This window comes from Calothrix sp. CCY 0018 (genome assembly GCF_963920925.1).
GTDB lineage: Bacteria > Cyanobacteriota > Cyanobacteriia > Cyanobacteriales > Nostocaceae > Rivularia.
Genome location: NZ_CAWUDI010000005.1, coordinates 97,209 through 120,379, shown reverse-complemented (window position 1 = coordinate 120,379; position 23,171 = coordinate 97,209). Strand labels below are relative to the sequence as shown.

At 39.7% G+C, this 23,171-nt stretch carries 15 protein-coding genes; 4 read left to right on the top strand and 11 right to left on the bottom strand.

From position 1 onward, the window contains the following. Positions 1-41 precede the first annotated feature (41 nt). Complete coding sequence (locus tag ACM03V_RS05420; protein WP_414619735.1) at positions 42-3,308, bottom strand: pentapeptide repeat-containing protein; 3,267 nt, start codon at positions 3,306-3,308, stop codon at positions 42-44. 253 nt (positions 3,309-3,561) lie between these two features. On the opposite strand from ACM03V_RS05420, the gene ACM03V_RS05415 reads away from it, so the two are divergent. After that, complete coding sequence (locus tag ACM03V_RS05415) at positions 3,562-5,355, top strand: DUF3685 domain-containing protein (RefSeq protein WP_414619734.1); 1,794 nt, start codon at positions 3,562-3,564, stop codon at positions 5,353-5,355. Positions 5,356-5,925: 570 nt separating this feature from the next. Here ACM03V_RS05415 and ACM03V_RS05410 read toward each other — a convergent pair. The 10 genes from ACM03V_RS05410 to ACM03V_RS05365 all read right to left on the bottom strand — a co-directional run bounded on the left by ACM03V_RS05410 (position 5,926) and on the right by ACM03V_RS05365 (position 18,589). Beyond that, complete coding sequence (locus tag ACM03V_RS05410) at positions 5,926-7,362, bottom strand: dihydrolipoyl dehydrogenase family protein (protein ID WP_414619733.1); 1,437 nt, start codon at positions 7,360-7,362, stop codon at positions 5,926-5,928. 213 nt (positions 7,363-7,575) lie between these two features. Next, the gene (gene cobD / locus ACM03V_RS05405; protein ID WP_414619732.1) at positions 7,576-8,646 is read right to left on the bottom strand and encodes a threonine-phosphate decarboxylase CobD; all 1,071 of its coding nucleotides are present in this window, start codon (positions 8,644-8,646) and stop codon (positions 7,576-7,578) included. A 26-nt stretch (positions 8,647-8,672) separates the two neighbouring features. Further along, entirely contained in the window at positions 8,673-8,957 is a 285-nt protein-coding gene (locus tag ACM03V_RS05400) for an HU family DNA-binding protein (RefSeq protein ID WP_193925038.1), read from the bottom strand. An 869-nt stretch (positions 8,958-9,826) separates the two neighbouring features. Beyond that, positions 9,827-12,238 carry an AMIN domain-containing protein gene (locus ACM03V_RS05395; protein ID WP_414619731.1) on the bottom strand — a complete coding sequence of 804 codons (2,412 nt, stop codon included), beginning with the start codon at positions 12,236-12,238 and terminating at the stop codon, positions 9,827-9,829. A gap of 323 nt (positions 12,239-12,561) precedes the next feature. Further along, positions 12,562-13,308: a GspMb/PilO family protein gene (locus ACM03V_RS05390; protein ID WP_414619730.1), complete on the bottom strand. Its 747-nt coding sequence runs from the start codon at positions 13,306-13,308 to the stop codon at positions 12,562-12,564. Continuing rightward, on the bottom strand, positions 13,305-14,072 hold the full coding sequence (locus tag ACM03V_RS05385) for a PilN domain-containing protein (protein WP_414619729.1): 768 nt from the start codon (positions 14,070-14,072) through the stop codon (positions 13,305-13,307). The genes ACM03V_RS05390 and ACM03V_RS05385 overlap by 4 nt, the downstream gene beginning before the upstream one ends. 5 nt (positions 14,073-14,077) lie before the next feature. Then, positions 14,078-15,181 (bottom strand): type IV pilus assembly protein PilM, encoded by a 1,104-nt coding sequence (pilM, locus tag ACM03V_RS05380; protein WP_414619728.1) that lies wholly within the window; start codon positions 15,179-15,181, stop codon positions 14,078-14,080. A 995-nt stretch (positions 15,182-16,176) separates the two neighbouring features. Continuing rightward, positions 16,177-17,457 (bottom strand): bifunctional folylpolyglutamate synthase/dihydrofolate synthase, encoded by a 1,281-nt coding sequence (locus tag ACM03V_RS05375; protein WP_414619727.1) that lies wholly within the window; start codon positions 17,455-17,457, stop codon positions 16,177-16,179. A gap of 208 nt (positions 17,458-17,665) precedes the next feature. Beyond that, positions 17,666-17,791 carry a photosystem II protein Y gene (locus ACM03V_RS05370; protein ID WP_414619726.1) on the bottom strand — a complete coding sequence of 42 codons (126 nt, stop codon included), beginning with the start codon at positions 17,789-17,791 and terminating at the stop codon, positions 17,666-17,668. A gap of 276 nt (positions 17,792-18,067) precedes the next feature. Next, positions 18,068-18,589: a gamma carbonic anhydrase family protein gene (locus tag ACM03V_RS05365; protein WP_414619725.1), complete on the bottom strand. Its 522-nt coding sequence runs from the start codon at positions 18,587-18,589 to the stop codon at positions 18,068-18,070. A 374-nt stretch (positions 18,590-18,963) separates the two neighbouring features. On the opposite strand from ACM03V_RS05365, the gene ACM03V_RS05360 reads away from it, so the two are divergent. The 3 genes from ACM03V_RS05360 (at position 18,964) to ACM03V_RS05350 (ending at position 23,080) form a co-directional block, all read left to right on the top strand. Beyond that, positions 18,964-19,479 carry a TIGR02652 family protein gene (locus tag ACM03V_RS05360; RefSeq protein ID WP_414619724.1) on the top strand — a complete coding sequence of 172 codons (516 nt, stop codon included), beginning with the start codon at positions 18,964-18,966 and terminating at the stop codon, positions 19,477-19,479. Positions 19,480-19,584: 105 nt separating this feature from the next. Further along, positions 19,585-20,025: a VOC family protein gene (locus ACM03V_RS05355; RefSeq protein WP_414619723.1), complete on the top strand. Its 441-nt coding sequence runs from the start codon at positions 19,585-19,587 to the stop codon at positions 20,023-20,025. Positions 20,026-20,242: 217 nt separating this feature from the next. Then, positions 20,243-23,080, top strand: a complete 2,838-nt coding sequence (locus ACM03V_RS05350) for a M16 family metallopeptidase (protein WP_414619722.1) — start codon at positions 20,243-20,245, stop codon at positions 23,078-23,080. Positions 23,081-23,171 lie beyond the last annotated feature (91 nt).

Below are 23,171 nucleotides of genomic sequence, written 5' to 3'. Positions count from 1 at the left end.
GATTGATACGGCGGTTGTAAATTAATTAGAACTCCTAGCTCTTAAAAATTTGTAGTTCCCAAAACAGTTTCATCTTCCATATCATCATCCAAGTCTAAAGACATAATTGGTTCGCCTTCTGCACTTTCGATTTCCTCTATGGAGGGATTGTCGTTATATGCAATCTCCGTTATTTCACCTTTTTCTGTATCATCTGCTTGTGATTGATACGACAGCAAACGTTTAAGTTCCTCAAATTTATCTAAAGAAAATACGGCACCATTTGCGATCGCAGTTTCTTTTTGAGCTTCCGCAATGATAGCTTGAAATAAACAAGCGTTGGAAAGATTGGCTAGATCGAGATTTACTCCTAAAAGGTTGGCTCCTGTAAGATTAGCACCTGTTAGTTTGGCGTTTGTTAGATTTGCGTTTGTTAAATTAGCACCTGTTAAGTCAGCACCAGTCAGGTTTACATCAGCAAGATTTGCTCCTGTTAAACAAGCGTCTTTTAACTGGACATTTGATAAGTCTGTACTAGTAAAGTTGATTCCAGCTAACATCGCTTGGGTTAAATCGGCTTTGACTAAATTGAGGAATGTTAAAGATTTTTCACTAATTCTTAGTCTGGTAATATCTGGGTGAAAAAATGCTGTTTTCGCAATCAATTTTGTTAGTGCTTGAGGATAAGATTCTGTTAATGAAAATGGATTTGTACAAGGTGAGAAAGTCCGTTTTGTTTGTTTGTAGCAAGCGCTGAGCAATAAAAATACATTTATGCCTACTGCTGCATTTACCTGTTCTACGTTTAAAGGGTTTTGCAGTTGTTTAAAATAAGACCAAGCTTTATGTGCTATTCCTTCATCCAACCATTTACCACCACTGTAAGCGTACCAAAAAGATTGCAGGCGATCGCACAATAGTTGAAAGGAGAATTTATGTTTTTGCTCTTGTCGCAATCCTTCGATAATAAGTTGTTCAATTTCTCGCGTCAGAATGCCGTAACCAAGTAATTGATAAAGATGCTCGGCAACAGATAAGGTCGAATCGTAAGCAAAAATCATTTCTCCGTAAGCGTTGCGGCTGTTTTTAGTTAAAGCTTTTAGTTGATTTACAATCGATGCAGCACAAAGGTATTCGCCGAATTTTGCATGGGAAAATTTTATTTTAGAGGGGGGAATTGGGCATAGGGCATTGGGCATTGGAGATAAAAATTCTTTTTCCCTTTCTATTTCTTTTTTAAAATAAAATGCTGGTAGTTGATTAAACTTACATCTTGTACCATTTTCAAAACCACCTTGGAATAAATTCCCAGGCTCATAAGCAAAGTCTGATAAATCAGACTGGGAAGGGCTTCCAGTACGTTTCAACCTACTTTGATGATTAGCCTTGGAATTGATTTCTCTGCGTTCACGCGGAGCGTGCGGGCTAGAAAGCCTCCGGCTTACAAGGCGAGAATTCGGGCTTAACGAGAATGGTGCAAGATGTGAATTAAAATCGCTTTTTAAATCTATGTTTTTGTTTCTCGAATATAAAATTTGCAATGCTACTGCTTGTATTTGATTAATTAATTCTTGAGGATGCTGATTTTTTATGAGTGAATTAACTGCTTCTGGAGTGCGGTGAATATGGGTATTAATAGATGATGCTAATATTTTTTGACTAACGCTGCGAACTGGATAACCATAAAACCATTGATTGAGACGTTCGTAAATTTTCCACAAGACAACAGCGGTATTTGTAATTTGAGGATTGGTAGCAGATTCTAATATTTCATCATCAATTAGTTCATCGCGATGCAATACCGCTAATAAATACAGCATCAAAGGTTGACGGACTAAATCTGATAGTAAAAAATGAGATTTGCGAGAAAAAGCCTTATTATTTTTCAGAAATGAAAATAAGTTTTGAGAAACCGTTATAGATTGAACTTTTGCCCAATTTGTAAACCACTGCTTCCACTCATCTTGTCCCCAAGGTTGAATTTTGATTCGACGTAATTGTGATGCTGCTTTGTTAACAACATCTTCTAAAGCCCAACTTTGACTGGTTAAAATAATTTTGTGGTTAAATCGCGATTGGAATTCAAGTAACTGTCGTAAAAATATCGCGATCGCCATTTTGTTTTCGGCGCAGTTGGGTAGTTCGTTTAATCCATCAAGGATTAGTAAGTATTTAGTTTGGGATTCTTCGAGCCAACTAGATAAATTTATTTCAGAATTAGAATTATTAATAAAAGCAGATTCCAAAGTTTCTTGAAAACTACCGCCGTACTTTACTTCACCAAGACAAATATTTACGGGCATCCATTCTGGATATAGCTTGTGCGCTATCCGTGCAGCTAATATTTGACAGAAACTAGTTTTCCCGTAGCCAGATTCCGACTCAATTACAGTAATGGTTTCTAAATCATCCAACTGCGAAACCACCCATTTCATTAAATCAACTGGCTGATGATTTCCCTTAAAAGGTAAACCAGCAGGGGGAATATATATATCCTTGAGAGAAAAAGATTCTATTAACAGCGGTTCCCCAAGTTTTCTAATTAAGCTTGCTCGATATTTTTCTCTATAAAAATTAATATCATTGGTAGTTTTGAATTCTACAGAATTTCCCAATCTAAAAAATTTTTGTAACTGAACTAAAGTGGCTGCATTTTTACTTACAACCACAATCAAATGTCCCAAAAGTTTATTTTTTAACCGTTGAATAATTAATTCTGCTTCTGCTTCCAAAACGCTATTAGCAACCAGCCAAGCTACAGCAATACGATTAATTCTTTCTACTGCATAAGAATCAGCAACCGTTAACAGCGCTTCTTCCGCTTGCACGTCACTGAGTTTTTCCTCTCGGACAATTTTTATCAAAGCTTGTAAACGCTTATCCCCCAGAGGTTTCACCGAAGCATTCGCAAATAAATTGAAATTTTCCCCTTGTCCCTTTCTTTCTTCATCTCCCAAATCCACCAATCTTTCCAGCCAAACTCGCCCTCTGCTTTGCTCCTCAATCAAAACTTCTTCTAAAGCTTGTAAATAAGCAACTTGAAAAGCCAACCAAGTAGCTTCATTGCGATTAAAAGGCTTATTTTGTCCTAACAAACTTAAAATACTTTCAGTTAACCGAGCAAATATACCAACTTCATGCCAAACAAACCTTAAAGGAAGTTCCAGAACTTCTGCTAAAGTACATATATCAAAAGGTGAGGGGCTTCTAACTTCCATATCTCGAATGATTCGCAAGGCAACACCTGTCATTTGTCCCTGCGAACACTCTTTTATGTGACTTATTTCGATATAATTTTCCACCAACCAATGCCGAATGCTCAAATTCATTTAGATACTCACTAACGGCTGTATACGGCAATTATTATTCATTTTAAATTAGTGGTTAGTGGTTAGTGGTTAGTGGTCAGGAGTTAGAAGTTAGGAGTTAGTGGTTAGTGGTTAGGAGTTATTAAGGTTACAGGTTAAAGGTTAAAATTCTCCTTGTCCCCTTGTCCCCCATCCCCCCATCTCCCCATCCCCCCCTCTCCCCATCCCTTCCCTAAAAGGTGTATCTACACAAGGAATCATTAGTAAACGAACTATGAGCGATCGCCCTCTAAAATTATTGTTAATTGATTCCGATCCCATTTTTAGATTGGGATTGCGTCAAACTCTGGAGGAATTCCCGGAGTTGCAAGTTGTAGCGGAAGCCGAAACTTACACTAGTGCGTTGCAAATTTTAGCAGAATTGGCGCAGCAAGATCCTCATTTAGTCAATTTAGTAGTTTTGGAACCGGATAATAATCGTTCTGCAAATCGTCAGGAATTTGGTTTACAGCTAATTAGACAGTTGAAAAAGCAGTACCCAAATTTACCTATTTTACTTTTATGCCACATTCTCCAACCGGGAATGCTTGCAGCTTTAAAAGCTGAAGGAGTAAATGGTTATTGTCCCAAAGGTACTCCCGTTTCCGAATTAATTATGGCCATGCAGCAAATCGCGGCAGGAAATTCTTATTGGATTCACCAAACCTCACAATTAAAAGCATGGGAAGGTGAAATAATAGGGGAACCATCGCTGCTAAAACGCAAATCTCAAAACTCTTTAATTAATAAGTTACGCAATAATTTGCGCGGAAGTGGAACTACTTATATCCAACCTAACTTGACAGAAGTTACCAGACAACTGCAAATTCCCGGATTACCAGTGCTAGACAAAGCTATTTTAGCGGGAAGACGACGCGAACTAATTGCTGCACAATGGTTGCTTGATAATTTAATCGATTTACTACCAGAAGAACAACAAACTCCCCCAAACCCTGTTATCTCTTTTGATGAATTACCATTACCTAAACCAGCAAATAGCACTCTCACCATCACAAATCCTACAACAAACCCTCTTTCTCCACCTTTACTTAGTCCAAGAGCTTTACAAGCTACATTATTTGCATCTTGTATTAATAAACTTCAATTTAGCTTACAAAATGTAACAGATATTCCTTTAGAAATAGATATTTTACGAGAAGATAAAAAGCGAGAATTACTTTATTTATTACTACAGAAATTTGCAGATTCTCTCGATGAATTGCGTAATTCTGAAGTAGAAACAAATCGATTAAATGAAGTTAGCTATATATTGTTAGCAGATGTTTGGGAAGCAGCAACTAAAGATTTTTTTGGCAAGTTTTCGCGGATAAAAATAGAAGATATTCAAGTAGAAATTGTCGATATATTGTTGCAAGATGCAGTAATTGTCAAGACACAAATACTTAATAAAATTGTTTTAACAACCGAATTATTATCTTATTTAATATATCAAACAGACTTATATATAGATAATACATCCTATGCAGCCGCTAGCTACGAAGCCAACGAACACGCTGCCATGATTTTAGAAAATATGTTAATCAGTATTGCCAATGCCGTCATGCAGCCGTTGTTAAATAGATTAGCAAATGTAGAAGTTCTCAAAAAAGATTATTACAATCGGCAACTAATTTCCACAAGAGAAATTGAACGCTTTAGAAACAATTTATCGTGGAAATATCGCTGGCAAAATTATGTAGGAGAACCCCAAGAAATATTTGAAAGTCGTCACGAACTATTAGTACTTGCACCTCGCGGCATAGCCAAAGTCTTAGTATACGCATCCCGCAACAACGAATTAGCACAACTCGGAGGAATCCCATTAGTAGTCACATTACTACTAGAACTACGGGATGCAGCCACACCCCGCATACAGTCGCTAGTATCCTTTGTAGGTAACGGCGTAGTTTTCGTGCTTACCCGAGTAGTCGGTAGAGGAGTCGGTTTAATAGTTCGCGGTGTACTCCAAGGAATCGGTAGCGCCTCTTTGCCGGAGAGGAAGAGAGGGGATGGGGAGAGGGGGAGATAGGGGGATGGGGAGATGGGGGGATGGGGGGGGTAGGGTGTTGACTTTCTGCATTTTGAGGGGGTAAAAAATCATGGAAAAAACGTGTTCCCATTTAAAATAGGGCTTGCTGAAAAAGCCTAGAAATCTAAAATAGAACCTACAGAGCTTAAAAATAGTAGGTTTCGCGGCTTGAATTCTAAACTTAAGCAATAATTTTTTTTTTAAGTGCAAGGATTTTGGACTAGTATATGACATAAGCTTGCACAAGAAAGGGAGAAAAAGCTTTGAAAGCCTTATCTCACAAGACTTATAATTTTATTCAGCAAGCCCTAAAATAAAGCCCTCTCCCCCTTCCCCTCTCCCAAGCTTGGGAGAGGGGTGCCCTTCAGGGCGGGGTGAGGGAAAGTTGTATGAACGAAGCACGCGGAAATTCTATCAAAGTCAACAGCCTAGACAAGAAAACAAGGAGATGGGGGGAGAAATTATTATTAATTTACCACTCCTACCAATTACCCATTACCAATTACTCATTACCAATGCCCAATGCCCAATGCCCTATGCCCCATTCCCAATTGATAATTGATAACTGATTTACCTATTTCGCAGAAAGTAAAACACCCCATCCCAAAAATCTTGTAAACGTGTGCTTTCAAATCTTTGCTTGTTCCATTCCCATGCTGTTTGCTCGATGATTTCTGAAAAGCTTGAATAAACTGGTGCTAAATTAGCTAATTTATTAATTTTGATTTTTTCACTAATAGCTAAAGCAATTATATTAATTAACTCTCTGGCTTCTGCTCCTAATAAAGCAGCTCCTAGTATTTCACCATTACGACGAACTATTATTTTACAAATACCTGTGGTTTCGTCTGTGAATTGAGCAGATGCTAATGTTTTAAAATACTGTCGTAAAACTAAAATATCATTTTTCTCGTATCGATTTTTAGCTTGTCTTTCTGTTAAACCAACCTGCGCTAATGTTGGTTGAGTCAAAATTCCCCAGGGAATAGCCCGATAGTTAATTCTATATTTGGCGAAAAACAAAGCATTTTTTATGGCAATTTTCGCTTCATAACTAGCGATATTTGGTAAATTGTAACCGCCAATTACTTCTCCACAAGCGTAAATCCGATGATTGGTTGTTTGGAGTTTTTTATTAACTGATAAACCACGGGAATTATACTTCACTCCCACAGCAGCTAAATTTAATGATTCTATAAAAGGTTGTTCGGCTACAGCGACTAATATTTCATCAGTTTCAATTGCTATATTTCCCGTTTGCAGCCACTTTTTATCTTCAATTAATCGAATTTGAGTTACAGATGATTGCGTAAAAACACGTATTCCTTCTACTTCTAACTGCGCTTGCAACAACCGAGCAATTTCCCAGTCAACAGGAGAAATAAGAAGAGGGCTATTAACTATAAACGTGACGCTATAACCCAATCTCGCTAAAGCCTGAGCGATTTCCACACTTTGCGGCGTACCACCAAGAATTACCCAGCTTTTCGGTGGTGTAGAACTTCTTAAAACCTGCCAAATATTTGATAAAGTCAAAAACCCCGTTTTCTGCAATCCCTCAATATTTGGAATTGCTGGAATTGAACCCGTAGCAAGTAAAAAATTACGTGCTACTAACTTACGATTATTAACAACAAAGCTCAAATCTGGGGAAGCTTGAAAATAACCTTTGCCTACAATTACATCAACACCTTGCCCCGCTAAAAAAGCAGGTGAAAGCTGTTCGTTAAGATTTGCAGCAACAGCGGAACCCCATAACAGCGTTTTTTCTAAAGATACTTGAAATTTTTCTTCCTCATTACCACCATTACAAACACCAAACTGAGTTAGATCGTTAACCTTCCCAACAAGCTTAGCAACCTCCCCTATCCCCTGAAGTTGAATCAAATCGTGACGAAATAGCGGTTCAACCAAAGCCACCTTAGCCCTTTGTTGAACAGCCTTCAAAGCAGCATCTCGCCCAGCAAGACTGCCACCAACAATTACGATATCGTAATCAACAGACATTAATTATTAGTTATTAGTGGTTAGTTGTTAGTTGTTAGGAGTTAGTTGTTAGTTGTTAGTAGGTAATTGGTAATTGGGGATTGGGAAATAAGATTAAACGCAACATACTTCCCTCACCCCGCCTCCGGCACCCCTCTCCCAAGCTTGGGAGAGGGGAGGGGGAGAGGGATTTGTGATGAACTTTTAGACTGAAAAAGGTACAGAGTCAACAGCCTACCCCATCCCCCCAATGGCTTCCACCAAGCGCCGATTATCCGACTCCAATCGCACGGCTACGCGAAAATAGCGATCGCCTAATTCGGGGAAGCTCAAACAGTCGCGGATGAGGATTTGATGGTGTTGAAGCAATTTCTGCTGTAAGTCGGAAGTGGAATGCTTTGATTCTACTAGTAAGAAATTAGCAGCGCCCTTGAGCGGTTGTAAGCCTGGAATGTCGGCTAAACCTTCAAACAAGTCATTTCTGGCTTTTGGTAGCCAATCAAGGGTTTGTTGCTGAAATCTTTTGTCCTCTACGGCGGCAATTGCTGCTGCTGCTGCGAGGGAATTTACCGCCCAAGGATCGCGCCACGATTGCCATTTTTGTAAGCGTTGGGGATGAGCTATAACGTACCCAAAGCGCAAGCCGGGAAGACTGTAAAACTTAGTCAAGGAACGCAATATTACCAAATTAGAATATTCCTGTACCACATCAATTAGGCTTTGTTCCTCACAAGGGTGCAGAAAGTCCATAAAAGCTTCATCCACTACCACCAAAGCAAATTCTTTTAGGTAGGGTAATATCGCATCCCGCGTTAATAATTTTCCCGTCGGATTATGGGGATTATTCAACAATAGTCCTTTATCCTTTGTCGTAAATCCCTTGTCAAGAATCGTTGACAAATCGAGATTTATTGAATTGATTAACGACATAGGAAACTCCAACACTTTAGCGTTGAATGCCCCCAAGGCTCGATAATAATCGCCAAAGGTTGGAGTCACGAGAACTGTCGCGGCAACTTCTGCTAATTCCCTTCCTGCCCAAGTCAGTAATTCTGCCGAGCCGTTACCCGGCATAATCCACTCAGATGGCAGTTTATGAAAGCGACCTAAAGCTTGTTTTAGTTCGCCATAATTTGGGTCTGGATAGTGCCTTATATTACCCAATTGAGAATTGATAGCCGAAGCCGTACTATCGGGAGGCCCCAAGGGGTTAATGCTGGCAGAAAAATCCAAAATAGCATCGGGGGGACAACCAGCTATTGCTGCTGCCCAAGCTAAGTTTCCCCCGTGTCTCGGTTGCCGCATCGAAAAAACTGGTAATTCAAAAAAGCCTACTCTTTTGGGGGAGCAACTCTTTCTCTAAAGAGCTTCCCTGCGGAGAAAGCAGGAACCTTAGTTGCTGGAATCTCCATTTTTTCATTGGTTTTAGGGTTGCGCCCTTCGCGTGCTTTACGTTCGCGAGATTCAAAAGAACCGAATCCTACCAACGTTACTTTATCACCAGAAGAAACTGCTTCAACGATGGTTTCTAAAGCAGCGCTCAAAACTGCATCAGCTTGCTTTTTGGTAACGCTAGCCTTTTCAGATACAGCATCAACTAATTCACCTTTATTCATATCAAACTCCGTGTCGGTTTACTGTTTGTTGGGTGCAGGCACCCTGATGTATCCTTACTTGCATCCTTGGAAAAGGGATTTACAAAAGTCTTGCTTTTTGAGTATTTATGCTTAAAACCGCTACAACTCCCATCCGCTAGACTTTTCAATGAATCATTCTAAGGCGTTGTAGCCATAAGTGGATACATGAAACGATTATTTTATATAGTTTTCAGGTTTTTTCATATCCAAAGCTTGATATTTGCACCCAAAACACTCTTCTCTAAGCAAAAAATACTCAATTGCGAAGCCTTGTCACAAGGGTAATAGTGGAAAAAACATCAACTCGTAATGGGGGGATAAAAGAAGGTAGGATAAATAGCTAAAAAGAAGATTAGAGAGCCAATAGAGGCAATAAATATAATATCAATAAGCTTGGTACAACTATTTTTTTATCCAGACAAATATTTTGTTTTTCCTTTTGATCGCTGTCAAATAAAGGTTTTAAATTCTTTATCTAATTAATGAAAAAACAACAGATTTAGTTATAAGATTTGTAAAGTTTTGAGTTCTTTTAATATGATGCTGTGGATATTGGGCAGCAAATTTGGATTGAAACAATATTTTTTGTTCGGAGAATAATATTAATTAGGTTTGTAGTTGTGCTAAATAAAAACCTAACCCCCAACCCCTTCCCTACAAGGGAAGGGGAGTAAGATTCAATCAAAGCCTCTCTCCTTGTAGGAGAGAGGTTTGGAGAGAGGTAAGAATTCACTGCACCAAACTGACAACCGCCATAACAATAAATTTGCACCATCCAACAAAAAATGTAGAGACGCGATATATCGCGTCTCTACAAAGGTGAAAATAAATTGTCAAATCCCCGTTGATTATCTCTGAGGCAACTTCAACCCGCGATTCTGCAACATTCTGCGTACTTCAGGGCTGGGTTTGTAGTTGTAACCGTAGGAAGAATTTTGCGAATCATCCATAACTTGAGGTGTCAGCAACACGATTACCTCATTACGCTGACTATTCTTATTAGTACTTCTAAATAAAGAACCAATGATGGGAATATCGCCCAAAATGGGTACTTTTGACACATTTACTCGGTCTGTTTCCTGAATAATACCGGAGAGAACCAAAGTTTGACCATCGCGCAAGCGGACTAAACCGGAATTAAGCGATCGCTCGGATACCAAGAAGATTTGTTGACTGCTACCGTTTCCTAAACTAATACTAGCTGGGGCTTGGGGTGCTTTGACAGTAGGAGCCGCAGATAAAGAAACGAAACCGTTGTCGTCAATTCGGTCAACTTTTACAGCTAGAGTTAAACCTACATTTTCTTTGTCAACGGTAATTGTTTCTACGGAAGTTCCATCACCGCGAGTTATTTCTCTGTTGAAATTTCCTACTACTTCCTGAGTTAAGTTGACGTTAGCAGTTTGACCTTCTTGAACAATTAAGGTTGGATCGGTCAAAATCTTAGCGTTACCGTTGGTGACTTGAGTTTGTAAAGAAGCGAGGAAACGTTTGGGATATTGGAATAAAGAAGGAAGACCGAATGTATATGTAGCTGGAGTTGAAGGAGTTGCAGCCGTTCCAGGCGTTATCACTTGCCTAGTTTCAAACCTTGTGGGTTCACCAGTGGTCGGATCGAACTCAACTGGGACAGATTCAAGACTAGTTGTTGCTGGAGTACCTAAAGTACCTGGAGTAGGCGGAGTAAAGTCTGTAATACCTGGGTTTAAAGGATTACCACCTGGATCTAAAGGAGAATTGGCCGATGGTCTGCCTGTAGGATTAAAAAAACCATCTCCCAGAAAAGGCGTTCCGGTATAAGGATTTGGAATAACTGTTGGAGTATTTAAACTATTAGCCGTCTGTGAAGCAGAAGGTGGATTTACACCGCCAGTATTTGCAGCTAACGAACCACCATCAACGCTAAAGAAGTTGTCAGCAACTCCAAAAGAAAAGCTTGTATTAATGTCTTTTGTTTTTAGAAGGTTTACATCAACAATCTTGACGTTAACTGCTACTTGACGGCGGCGAATATCAAGCTGCATTAATTGAGCCATCGCTATCTCTATTGTTCTTGGGTCGCCAATTAAGGTAACAGAATTAGTCCGCTCGTCTCCTAATGCTTGTAAACCTCTAAGTAAAGGTGCGGAGTCTTTAAAGTCAATCCGTTGAGTTTCGACTCTGGTTTCTGTAGTGGTTTGTGTTTGGGTAATAGGAGCGGCTCCTTGACCTACAGGTACAGCGTTAACATTGGTAACTTGGCGTTCCCTACTGACGGCAGTTTCTGCACCCAAACCAACTAAAAAGTTAAGAGCCACACCCACATCAACTTGATTGAGTCGCAAGCTCCGCATTACCGTATCGCGGGTGGAATTCGGTAATTTAGTCCCGACAAAAATAGTTCTGCCGCTGCGGTTCGCTTCTAAACCGCTCAAACGCAAGACATAATTAAACACATCTTGGACTGGCTCGTTTTCAATATCTAAAGAAATTGTTGGGCCATCGCCACCACCAGCCGCAGGAGCAGCACCTCCACCTCCTGCGGTATAAGCCAAGTTTAAATTAGCAGCCCGTGCCAAAAGTGACAAAACTTCGCGTACTGGTGCATCTCTCAAAACCAAGCGAGGTACGCGCTGTTGAGTTCCTAAATCGATGACGCTCGGTGAAGCATCAGTATTAGATATAGAAATATCTCCTACGGGAGGGGCTACGGCTCTTGGTAAGAAAGGTGGAGCCTGATTCATCGATTGTCCGGGGCCAGCAGGTGGTGCGGGGGTAGTTTCAAGGTTAACGTCGGGGTTGGGTGCGGGAGCCGATTGGGCTACTCGATCGTCTGGCTCCGGTTGTTCCATTGCAGCATCCGCACTGCTTCCCATTGAAGGCATCAAAGCAAAGGTAAGTCCGTTTTGCTTTCGCTCTACAGGTTTGGTATCTGGAGCGCTACCGCTCCCGGTTATTATCACCCGAACGCTATTTGCATCAAGTTGACCGATGGAAACCGAAGCAATTCCATCTGTGGGATTATCCTGACGGAAACTATTACCTTGTGGTAAACGTAACTGCGTATTAATAATATCTGCGACTAAAGCATTACCTCTTTTAGTGGTAAAAACCTGGGGACGAGAGCCATCAGAAGTTTTTAATACTAAATTTACTCCACCATCAGCTTGATTTAATTTTACTTCTGTAATTTGTGTTGTTGATTGCGCCCAAGCTGGCTGAGATACCAACAATACAGAAACAGCGGTTCCAAATATAAAACTACTACCGTGAAGTTTCACAGTTCATTCCTCACTTTAAATAATTATTAGTTATTAGTTATTAGTTGTTAGTTGTTAGTTGTTAGTTGTTAGTTGGTAGTTGGTAGTTGATAGTTGGTAGTTGATGTTTTAAAAGTATTCGGCGGTTAAAACCGCTACTACACAGGCGAAGTCCACCTCCGTGGACTAGTAGATTTTTAACCCACGAAGGTGGGTTTTGCTTGTGTAGCCGCGATTTAAATCGCCAGGTTGGTATTAAATATGACTTTAAAAACTTTAAAAACATCCTCTTAGTTGATGGTTGATGAATCTCATATTCCTAACTACTAACCACTAACCACTAACTATTGTTTAGCTTCTTTTTGAGTAGCAGCAACTTCTTGTGGATTCATTGGGACTAACGCTTCTAACTTGAATGATGTAGTTATTGGTGTTGGCCCAACTCTGGCGGGTTTGCCTTCTTCGATGGTTTCGTTTACCAATGTTGATTGATAATCTTTAACTATTAATAAAGGCTGCAAACGCTCTATGTTTCGCAGAATTGATTGTGTTTGTTCGTAGGTACCGCTAACTGTAATATCGGTGCTGCTACGTTTAAGTTTTCCGTTAACTTCTGCACCTAAAGAACCATCGGTAACAGGTTGTGCCCCTTGAGAATCTGGAGCAAATTTCTGTAATTTGGCTTTGACTGCATTGCTACTTAATTGAGCGTTTCCTGCTTCAACTAAGCGGTTTAAATCTATCAACAAGGTATCCAAAGTTTTTTCGTTAGCAAATACAGCCCATACTTGGGATTGCTGTCTTTTGGATTGCGCTAATTTTGCATTGAGTTGATCGATGCTTTGCAGCCTAGCTTGTTTACTCTGAATCTCTGTTTCTAGCTGTGCTTTGGTACCTTGTTTTTCTGTAAAGGTGTCCCAAGCGGGCTTCAGGAAACTTGAGAACATATAAGCTGCTCCTGCAATTCCTAATACCCCAATTAAAATACCGCTGATGGTAGGAGTAAAAGTGATACCAAAGACTACGGGATAAGCCGAAGATTCTTCTTCAAGCTCTGAGCCTTCAAAATTCATCTCATCACTAAAGGTCATTTTTCAAAGACTCCCGTTCTTTGCAGACTGCGAATTCTAGCTACTAATCCCACCGTGCCTTTTTGTTCCAATTCCCGCATTAATTCAGAAGCCGGAACATCATTTAGCTGAGACACAATAGTATATTTAACTATTTTTGGAGGCTCTATTGTTACTCCATCTGGAATGTTTCGAGGTAATGGGCCATCAATTAATTGAGCTGTAACTATTTTTCCTGTTGAGGATTTAAAAAAGGGAGATTGTTGCAAGGAAAGTAAGAAATCGTTGACATCGTTAAAGGAGCGAGCATAACCGCTGATTTCTATACCACCAGCGGAACTTGCTGTTGAGCCATCCTGCCCTCCATTTTCTGGTGGGGTTTGTTTGACGTTCTCAATTCGCACTCTTTGAGGAATGCGATCGCGCAAAACTTGCAACATTGCCGACCAAGGTCGAATTTGGTCAAAAACGCTAACTAAGGCTTGGGTTTCGGTTTTAATTGCGGCAATTTGCGCTTCTTTTTGCTTGATATCGCCCAATTTAGCTTCTAACTGTGCTTTTTCACCTTCTAATTTCGCAATATCCTCATCAATACTGGCATTTTGACCCTGCACGTACAACAAACCTGCTCCTAATAAAGCAGGAAGAATTACAGCTACGGCAGCACCAATATAAATCGGTGTCATACTTCCAAGAGGAATTGGAGGCCTTTTGATTCCGTCTGGTTTACTCGGGCCTGAGCCACCCGGACGATCTTTTAGAAAATTAATATCTAAGCTATACATTTTGCTTAAGCCCTCATTCCTAAACCAAGTACCGTACCCAAACCAGGACGTTGTACAAAGGGATAATCTTCATCATCTACTTGCAGCGATAAAGCCTGTACGGGATCTATTTGGGTAGTAGGTAAGCTTAGACGCTGGGTAAAAAACTCATCTAGCTGTATCAGCCCACCTCCGGAACCTGCAAGCAATATCTGCGCTATCTCCAAATTTTCAGACTGATTCAAATAGAAATCGACGGAACGACGCAGTTCATCGGTAAGTTCTCCTAACACTCTTAACATCGCAGCCATACCGGGATTCACCTCTGTAACACCTGTTTTTCCATTTTCCATCGGGGAAGTTGGAATAGTCATTCCCTCCAATAGTTCCATGTCTCTAGATGTAGGTAAATTCATTGCTCTAGATAAAGCTGCTTGCATTTGCTCTGTACCAATGGGAACGGTACGAGAAAACTGTGGAACTCCGTTAACAACGATGGCAAATTCGGTACTGTCATATTCAATGTTTACCAGCACCGCCGCCTCTTGGGGGCCGAACTGACGTAATTGATCGCGGATTGTGCGAATTAAAGAAAAACTACTAATCTCTAAAACATCAACCTGCAATCCTGCTTGTTCAAAAGTACTTATGAAAGTATCTGTAATGTCTTTACGAGTAGCAACTAAAAGCACTTGTACCTTTTCGATGCCATCTTCATCTACAAAGTATCCTAACTTTTGATAATCCACATCCGCTTCTTCACGGGGATAAGGTAGATATAAACCTGCTTCATGGTTTAGTACCATTTCCCGTAATTCTTTATCGTCTAATTCTGCCGGTACGGGAATGAGACGTACAATAGAGCCTCGTCCGGGTACCGCAGTTACAACACGATTCGCTTTTATTTTGCTTTCTAAAAGCGCCTCTTGGATGATTTGCGCCATGGTTGGCGGATCTACGATTTGCCCATCAACAAAAATCCCCTCTGGAACCGGCACTGATGTTAAAACATCCAATTTCAAACCTTGGCGCTGCTTGCGTAACTGAGCTACATTCACTCGTTGTGGTGCAAGCTCGATGCCAACCCCGCTTTTGGATTTACCAAATAGACTGTTTAAGCCTTTCACCACTGTTTTGCTCGTAGAAATACTAAAAAATCAAAGTCCAAATGTGACTAAAAACTGCTCTTGATATCTGGCGATAAATGATCGTTGTTATTTTTACTGTTTGCTTTAATTGCTTTAAAAATGTTACATAGCGTTTCTCACACCGATTTCCGTTCAAGATTATTTTCTATGGCTATTAAAATTCATTTGTTCAAACAAATAGCTGTTACTTGTATGACAGCTAATTTTGCATAACTAATGTCACTTATCTACAACCATCACCGTAAAAGTCAATCTTTATTTAATCGGTCAAAATGCTTATCTAGAGAACATTTAATCTCAACTTAAGCAATCCTTACTCTCATAAAAGACGTAAAAAACATTATGCTTTTTTCAGCGATAAATATGACATATCCCAATATTTCATCATGCAGTTAATTAGTTATAACATCGATTAATTAAAACAATTATCTATCATGAATGTACTCAGTGCTAACACTGGATTCATAAATATACAGCAAAGTTTGCAGCGGTAACTAGGTCAGTATGTTTGACTATTGAATTTGATAATTATGAAGATTTAAGTATAGATATTGTAAATATGTTAGTAGTTCTGCGGAGTTTTGATTACTAATTCACCACAAACAATTATTTAGCAATTAAATAAAATAAAAATAATTAAGTAACTTATTTACAAATTTTTATCAACTCATCACAGAATAAGTATTTTTGCTAACTAGATAAAATATATTTTTGTTATCTACGTGTTTTCTCTTAAATTAGCTACATAACTAAAACCTCAACCCTTCTCCTCTCCTTAGTAACTTCGGTGTACACACATTCCGATCCCCCTAAATCCCCCTTTTTAAGGGGGACTTTAATTCCAATTCCCCCCTTTTTAAGGGGGGCTAGGGGAAATCAAAACGCTATAAAACATTAGAAAACTCATCTGTACACCTTAGCCATAAATCAGGAGAGGCGGTGCTTTTAGGCGGGGTGAGGTTACGTAAAACTTTCAACTACATTTCTAAGTGTTGATTCTGCAAAAAATGCCCCACTAAATAAAGCGAACCACATAAAACAACCAAATTACGATCCGAACTAAAAGCTGTTGAAAGCGCTGTTGATAAGTCAGGATATGTATCGCACAGACTTAATTCCGGACAAATATTCTTCGCTAATTGCGCTAATTCCTGCTCGTCAGCCGAACTATGATCTGGTACAGGTATCAAATGCAATCGATCATTTGGTCGTAATAAACTTTGGAAAACTCGATCGTGTTCTTTAGTTGAAAGCATTCCCATCACCCAAGTCACCCCAACCTGAGTTCGATCCTCCACATCGACTAACGTATCAACATAATTTCGTAATGCTTCTGCTGCGGCTGGATTATGAGCGCCATCAAGTAGTAATTTGCGTCCATTCCAAGTAGTCCACTGCATTCTTCCCAACCACTGGGTTTTTGCTATACCTTCAACAATAGCTTTCTCAGATATTTGCCAACCCTGCTCCTGGATAATTCCTAAAGCAGCTATAGCCAAAGCAGAATTAATTAACTGTATTTCACCTTTCAGGGGTAAAGAATATTTTATAGTTTTCTCTTCTCTCCCTATCTGCACGCAAGCCCAATTATCATCAAGTTCTGTTGCCGGTTCGGGTTTAATAATCGGACATTGCAATTGCGAGGCATATTCCCGTACTACTTGTTCTGCTTCTAATGGTAATTGTCCAATAATTACCGGACATTCAGCCTTGAGAATACCAGCTTTTTCTTTGGCGATCGCCGATAGAGTAGAACCTAACTGTTGCAAATGGTCGCGGCTAATAGAAGTAATAATAGTTACTATTGGTTTTGCACAAACATTTGTCGCATCTAAACGCCCTCCCAGTCCAACTTCTACCACAGCCACATCAACCGCATAACGAGCAAAATACAGCCAAGCAGCAGCAGTAAATACTTCAAACTGAGTCGGTGATTCTTCTTGAGGATTAATAGCCTCCTGCACCTCAATCAATAAATTACCAAGTTCCGTTTCTGAAATTTGCCGTTCGTTCAAGCAAATTCGTTCCGTCCAATCAATCAAATGAGGAGAAGTATAGCGTCCGGTAGTATATCCAGCCTGCGTTAAAACCGCAGATAAATAAGCACAAACAGAACCCTTCCCATTCGTCCCAGCAACGTGAATAATCGGAACTTGATAGTGTGGATTACCAAGATTCGCCAAAAGCTTCTCAATGCGTTCCAACCCCAAATGAACGCCAAAGCGTTTGCGAGGCTGTAGTAAAGAATCTATATCCATATCCATTTTGATAAGGTCAAAGGTTAAAGGTTAAGAATTAGGAGTTAGGAGTTAGGAGTTAGTAAGGTCAAAGCTTAAGTTCCCCATCTCCCCCATCTCCCCCATCTCCCCATCTCCCCATCTCCCCCGTCCCGAATGCCCAAATTAATCAAACCGACTGTTCCGTAAAGGAAAACAGCCGGTTCCTAGCGCGATAATTATGAAAAATTTACGCTTCTCTATTTAAAAAAGTTTGCAACTGTCGTATTGCAGCAGCGCCGATATTGAATAATGCCCAACCAGCAGCAATAGCTAAAGGTGCTACAACGATCAATATACGAGTATCAATGCCCATATCTAGAACTCCTCTTTTACGTAAAATTTTAAGTTTTATCAACTACTCTCATTTTTATTCTTAGCTGAAGAAGGCAAATTTTTCTACCCCTACGTGTAAAGAATGTTTACAAATTCAGTTATCAATGAACAGTTAGAAGTTGGTAATTGGTAATTGGGCATTGGGCATTGGGCATTGGTAATTGGTAATATTCATTCTTTACTCGCTACTCGCTACTTAAAGAATCGCCCCTTGTCCCCTTGTCCCGTTGTCACCCCATCCCCCCATCCCTCACCCTTAAACAAACCCCAAATCCGTGCCTTTCCCAGCGTGAACTAAAGCTAATTTCTCGTAGCGTTTGGCGTGTTCGATTAGTTCTGCTACTTCTTGGGGGGAATTTTGACGTATTACTTTACCAGGAACTCCAATTACCAAAGATGAGGGAGGTACGTCTTTGGTTACTACCGCACCTGCACCAATTATGCTTCCTGCTCCTACACGGACTCCATCAAGTATTATTGCGCCAATACCGATTAAACTTCCGCGTTCGATGTATGCCGAATGCACTACGGCTCGATGTCCAATGGTAACGTAGTCTTCTAAAATAGTAGGTTGACCGGGGTCGCCGTGGAGAATTGCTCCGTCTTGTATGTTGGTACATTCACCAATTTCAATGCGCTCTACGTCACCTCTGACCACCGCGCCATACCAAATGCTTGCTTTTGTTGCAACGCTAACCGAACCCATTACCACAGCATTCGCTGCAACGAAAGCTGCTGCTGAAATATCGGGAGAAGACCAGTAGGAAGTGCTAGACACGATAGAATATTAATTATGAAATCTTGAACTGCATAGCTTGCTTCGAGACTATAGAAGCTTAAAGTATAACTAGAATATCATTAGGTTTAGGTGATTTTTCAAAATTTCAACGATCGTTGGAATATAAAAACTGAAATATCAATCGCCCTTTTGATGTCCAATTTATGTCCAAAAAAAACTGATTTATTTATCTCACTTATGTTCTACTAATGAATATAGTTTTTAAGTAAAACAAATTTATAAGTCCGAGATAAATCCGATATAAGTCCGATAAATTAAAATTTTGCGCGTTCGTCTACTTAGATGAGTTGTATTGAAAGTGTAAAATTAAACAAAATAATCCCATTCAGAATAAAGATGTTTATATACACTTCATGATGAATCTAAGCTTGCAGTACCCCATGTTTGGGCCAGAAATTCAATGTCCTCATTGTCGTCAAACTATTCCGGCACTGACATTAACTGATACTTATTTATGTCCCCGCCACGGAGCTTTTGAAGCGAATCCGAAAACAAGCGAATTAATTCACCTCCAATCTGGGCGACATTGGCGGAGGTGGAAGGATGAATGGTATCGTCAGCATACTCATCCCGATGGAATCAGGTTTGAAATTCACGAGGCGCTTGATAAACTATATACTCAAGGCTATCGCGCTACTAAAGTGATTATTGCTCGCCGCTATCAGGAATTAATGGGCGGTTATTTGGAACGTAGTTCGCCGTGGCGCGGGGGACAAAATTCAGAAGTTACTTCTGCACGATTGTACGGCTTACCAGTAGATTTTAGTCCCGAAACTAGTGACGATGCTTGCTGGGAAGTAATAAATTTTGATTTAGATAAGGAACCCGGCGTTCCGGTACGCTACCCTTACTTTAGATTGTTTGAATAGTTGTAACTATGATTAATCATTAATTTGTTAGGAGTCTTCTGTGTTATAACTCCTAACCTTTGTTTATAAACATTTGAGTAATATTTAGCAAAAAAAATATAAAAAATGCATCACGCTTCTATTCGTACTGCGGATATCCACCGTGCGATCGCCTTCTACGAACAATTGGGTTTTACGGTATGCGATCGCTTCACGACGGGCTATACTCTGGCTTGTTGGATGGAAGGATTGGGAGGAAGAATTGAGTTAATTCAAATTCCCGAACCGAAATCCGCTCCAGATGCATTCAATGACGAACATTATGTGGGATATTATCATCTATCTTTCGATATCACTGAGGCTGCACCCGATTTACCCAGTTGGTTAAAAAACATAAAAGAAAATTTTGCCGAAGCATCCCACAAGCAACCTGAAATAATCCAACCACTGAAAGTACTTTTAGAACCAACTCAACAGCAAATCGGCAACTGTATCTATGAAGTTGCTTTCATCGCCGATACAGATAATTTACCGTTGGAATTTATTCGTAATTTAACGATTGACTAAATTTAGAATTGCTTTTTTCTATTCCCCGTTCCCTTTTCCCCGTTCCCTACGAGTTACTTAGAAATCGAAACGGATCTATATAGTTGTAATTAATTACTTTTGTCTGTAGAATAAACATTCTCTGTAGTGTTGCCGAGGCGACAGATTCCGATAGCAGATTAGACTATATTCAAAATAAAAATTTGTAATTAAAATTACAGATAGATCAAGCAAATAAATGCCTGTATATTTTACATTTTTGCGTATTTGTCGTTTTCCGTCTTTACTTTTAGGGCTAGTACCGATCCTACTTCTATTTCTTGGTGGTGAATCGGATAGCAGCAAGTTATTAGCTGCTTCAAAATGCGTAAATAATCGCAAGGAATTAGTGACAAAAGAAAATACAATACTGACGGTAGCAGAAAACGTTCGTAAAACCACTTTAAAAAATGGTCTAACAGTAATAACAAAGGAAGTACATACCGCACCAGTGGTAAGCGTACAGGTGTGGTATAAAGTCGGAACCCGCAATGAGAAACAGGGTGTAAATGGTATTGCTCACCAGTTGGAACATATGATGTTCAAGGGCACAAAAAGCCGTCCCGTACAATTTGGCAAACTTTTTAGTGCTTTGGGTAGCGATTCAAATGCTTTCACCAGTCACGATCAAACAGTATATTACGGTACTGCCGAACGGAATAAGTTAAAGGCGCTTTTGACTTTAGAAGCAGACAGAATGCAGAATGCTGTTATTGAGACGAAGCAGTTAAATAGTGAAAAGCGGGTGGTAATTTCTGAGTTGAAGGGTTACGAAAATAGCCCGGAGTATCGTTTGAATCGAGCGGTTATGCGGGCTGCTTTTCCCAATCATCCTTATGGACTACCTGTTGGTGGAACCGAGCAAGATGTCGAGAAGTTTACTCTAGAACAAGTCAAGCAGTATTACCAGAATTTTTACAGCCCTGATAATGCAGTGTTAGTAATTGTCGGTGACATTGAAACTAACAAAACTCTTGAGGCTGTAAAAGAAATATTTGGCAAAATACCAGTAAATAAACATACAAATTTAAAAGATAAAGTTGTCGAGAATGTCGAGAATAATATAAATAAAGACGTTTCTAATTTCTCCGAGCCAATTGTATTAAAACAACCCGGTTCTGCACCATTATTTCAAGCTGTATATCCCCTACCTTCAGCAAAACATCAGGATATACCAGCTTTAGATGTAATGGATTATATTTTGGCAGAAGGACGAAATTCGCGTCTTTATCAAGCTTTAGTAAATTTAGGAATTGCTAGTGATGTGTCGGCAAGTGTCATTAGCTTACAAGATGCAGGTTGGTACGAATTATTAGTCACGGCAAATTCCGCTGATAATTTATCTAAAATTAAATCGATAATCGATCGCGAGATTGCTAATTTAACCTCATCAGAAATTACAGCAGAAGAATTAAGTAGAGCAAAAGCTCAATTAGAAGCTTCAGTAATTTTAAGCAATCGCGATATTACCTCTTTGGCAATGCAGTTAGGTAATGATGAAGCAACTACAGGCGATTACACTTATACAGATCGTTATTTAGCTGCCATCCAAAAAGTCACAGTTGAAGACGTGCAACAGGTAGCTCAAAAATATTTACAACAGCAAAAGCAAACAGTAGGCTTTTTTAAACCAACCGATTTAGCAGCTAAAGAAAAAATCGATAATAAAGAAATTTTCACAGAAAACAGCCAGAATTTTTCTAAAAGCACTCTTAGAAATGCCGATTTAGTTCAGTATCTACCACCAGTAGATTCGACTATCACTTCAACAAGTCGGATAATACCCGAAAAATTTACTTTACCTAATGGCTTAGAAATTCTGCTGTTACCAGATAAAAGCACTTCTACAGTAACTCTGGGTAGCTATATCAAAGCTGGTACAGAATTCGATCCAAATCACAAAGCAGGTTTAGCGTCTTTGGTTGCAGATAATTTAATGAACGGAACTAAAGATAAAGACGTTTTAAGTATCGCTAAAACTTTAGAAGATTGTGGTGCAAGTTTAGATATCAAAACTTATCGCGAAGGCGTGTACTTTGAAGGTAACAGCTTGTCAGACGATTTATCGGTGTTAGTCAAAACTTTAGGAGATGTAATTAAAAATCCGACTTTTCCCCGCAATCAATTGCAGCTAACACGTCAACAAGCTTTAACGGCGCTCAAGCAAGATTTAGACGATCCAGAAGAAGTTGCCCAAAAAACTTTTTCACAAGCAGTTTTTCCCAAAACACATCCGGATTATAGTTTTCCTTCACAAGCAAGTTTGCAGCAAATTACTCGTGGCGATGTAGTTAACTTTCACCAAAAACATTATCGTCCTGATACCACAGTACTAGCTTTAGTTGGTGATTTTCAGCCAGCCCAAGTTAAGAAGCTGATAGAAAAAGAATTTGGAGATTGGCAAGTTTCAGGAGAAACGCCCGAAGCCAAATATCCAGCCGTAGATTTACCCAAGTCAATTGTTCGCTTTAACCCAGTAGTTCCTGGTAAAGTCCAAGCAATCACCTTTATGGGTAGCAAAGCGATTAATCGTCAAGATCCCAGATATTATGCTGCAACAGTTTTAAATCATATCTTAGGTGGCGATACTTTATCGAGCAGACTAGGTTCTCAAATACGCGATCGCTTGGGTTTAACCTATGGTATTTATAGTAACTTCCTCGCTGGTAAAAATTCTGGAACGTTTTTGATTGAAATGCAAACCAGTCCAGAAGACACCACCAAGGCGATCGCCAGCACGCGCCAACTACTAGAAGATTTACATAAAAAGGGTGTAACGGCTGCGGAAGTTGAAAATGCCAAGCGTAATTTAACGGGCAACTATAATGTTTCCCTTGCTTCTCCCGACGAACTAACCTATAGAATCATCAGAAATAACGTATTAGGTTTAAATACAGAAGAATTACGTAGTTATACAGAGAAAATTCAAGTAGTTACCCCCGAACAAGTAAATCAAGCAGCACGCGAATTACTTCATCCAGACAAAATTGTAGTTGTTACCGCAGGCCCTTTCGTATTCGCAAACCAAAAACAGTGAACAGTTGTCAATTATCAGTTATCAATTAATAAATCCTAACTCCTAACTCCTAACTCCTAACTCCCTGTCCCATTCCCCCATCCCCCCCCTC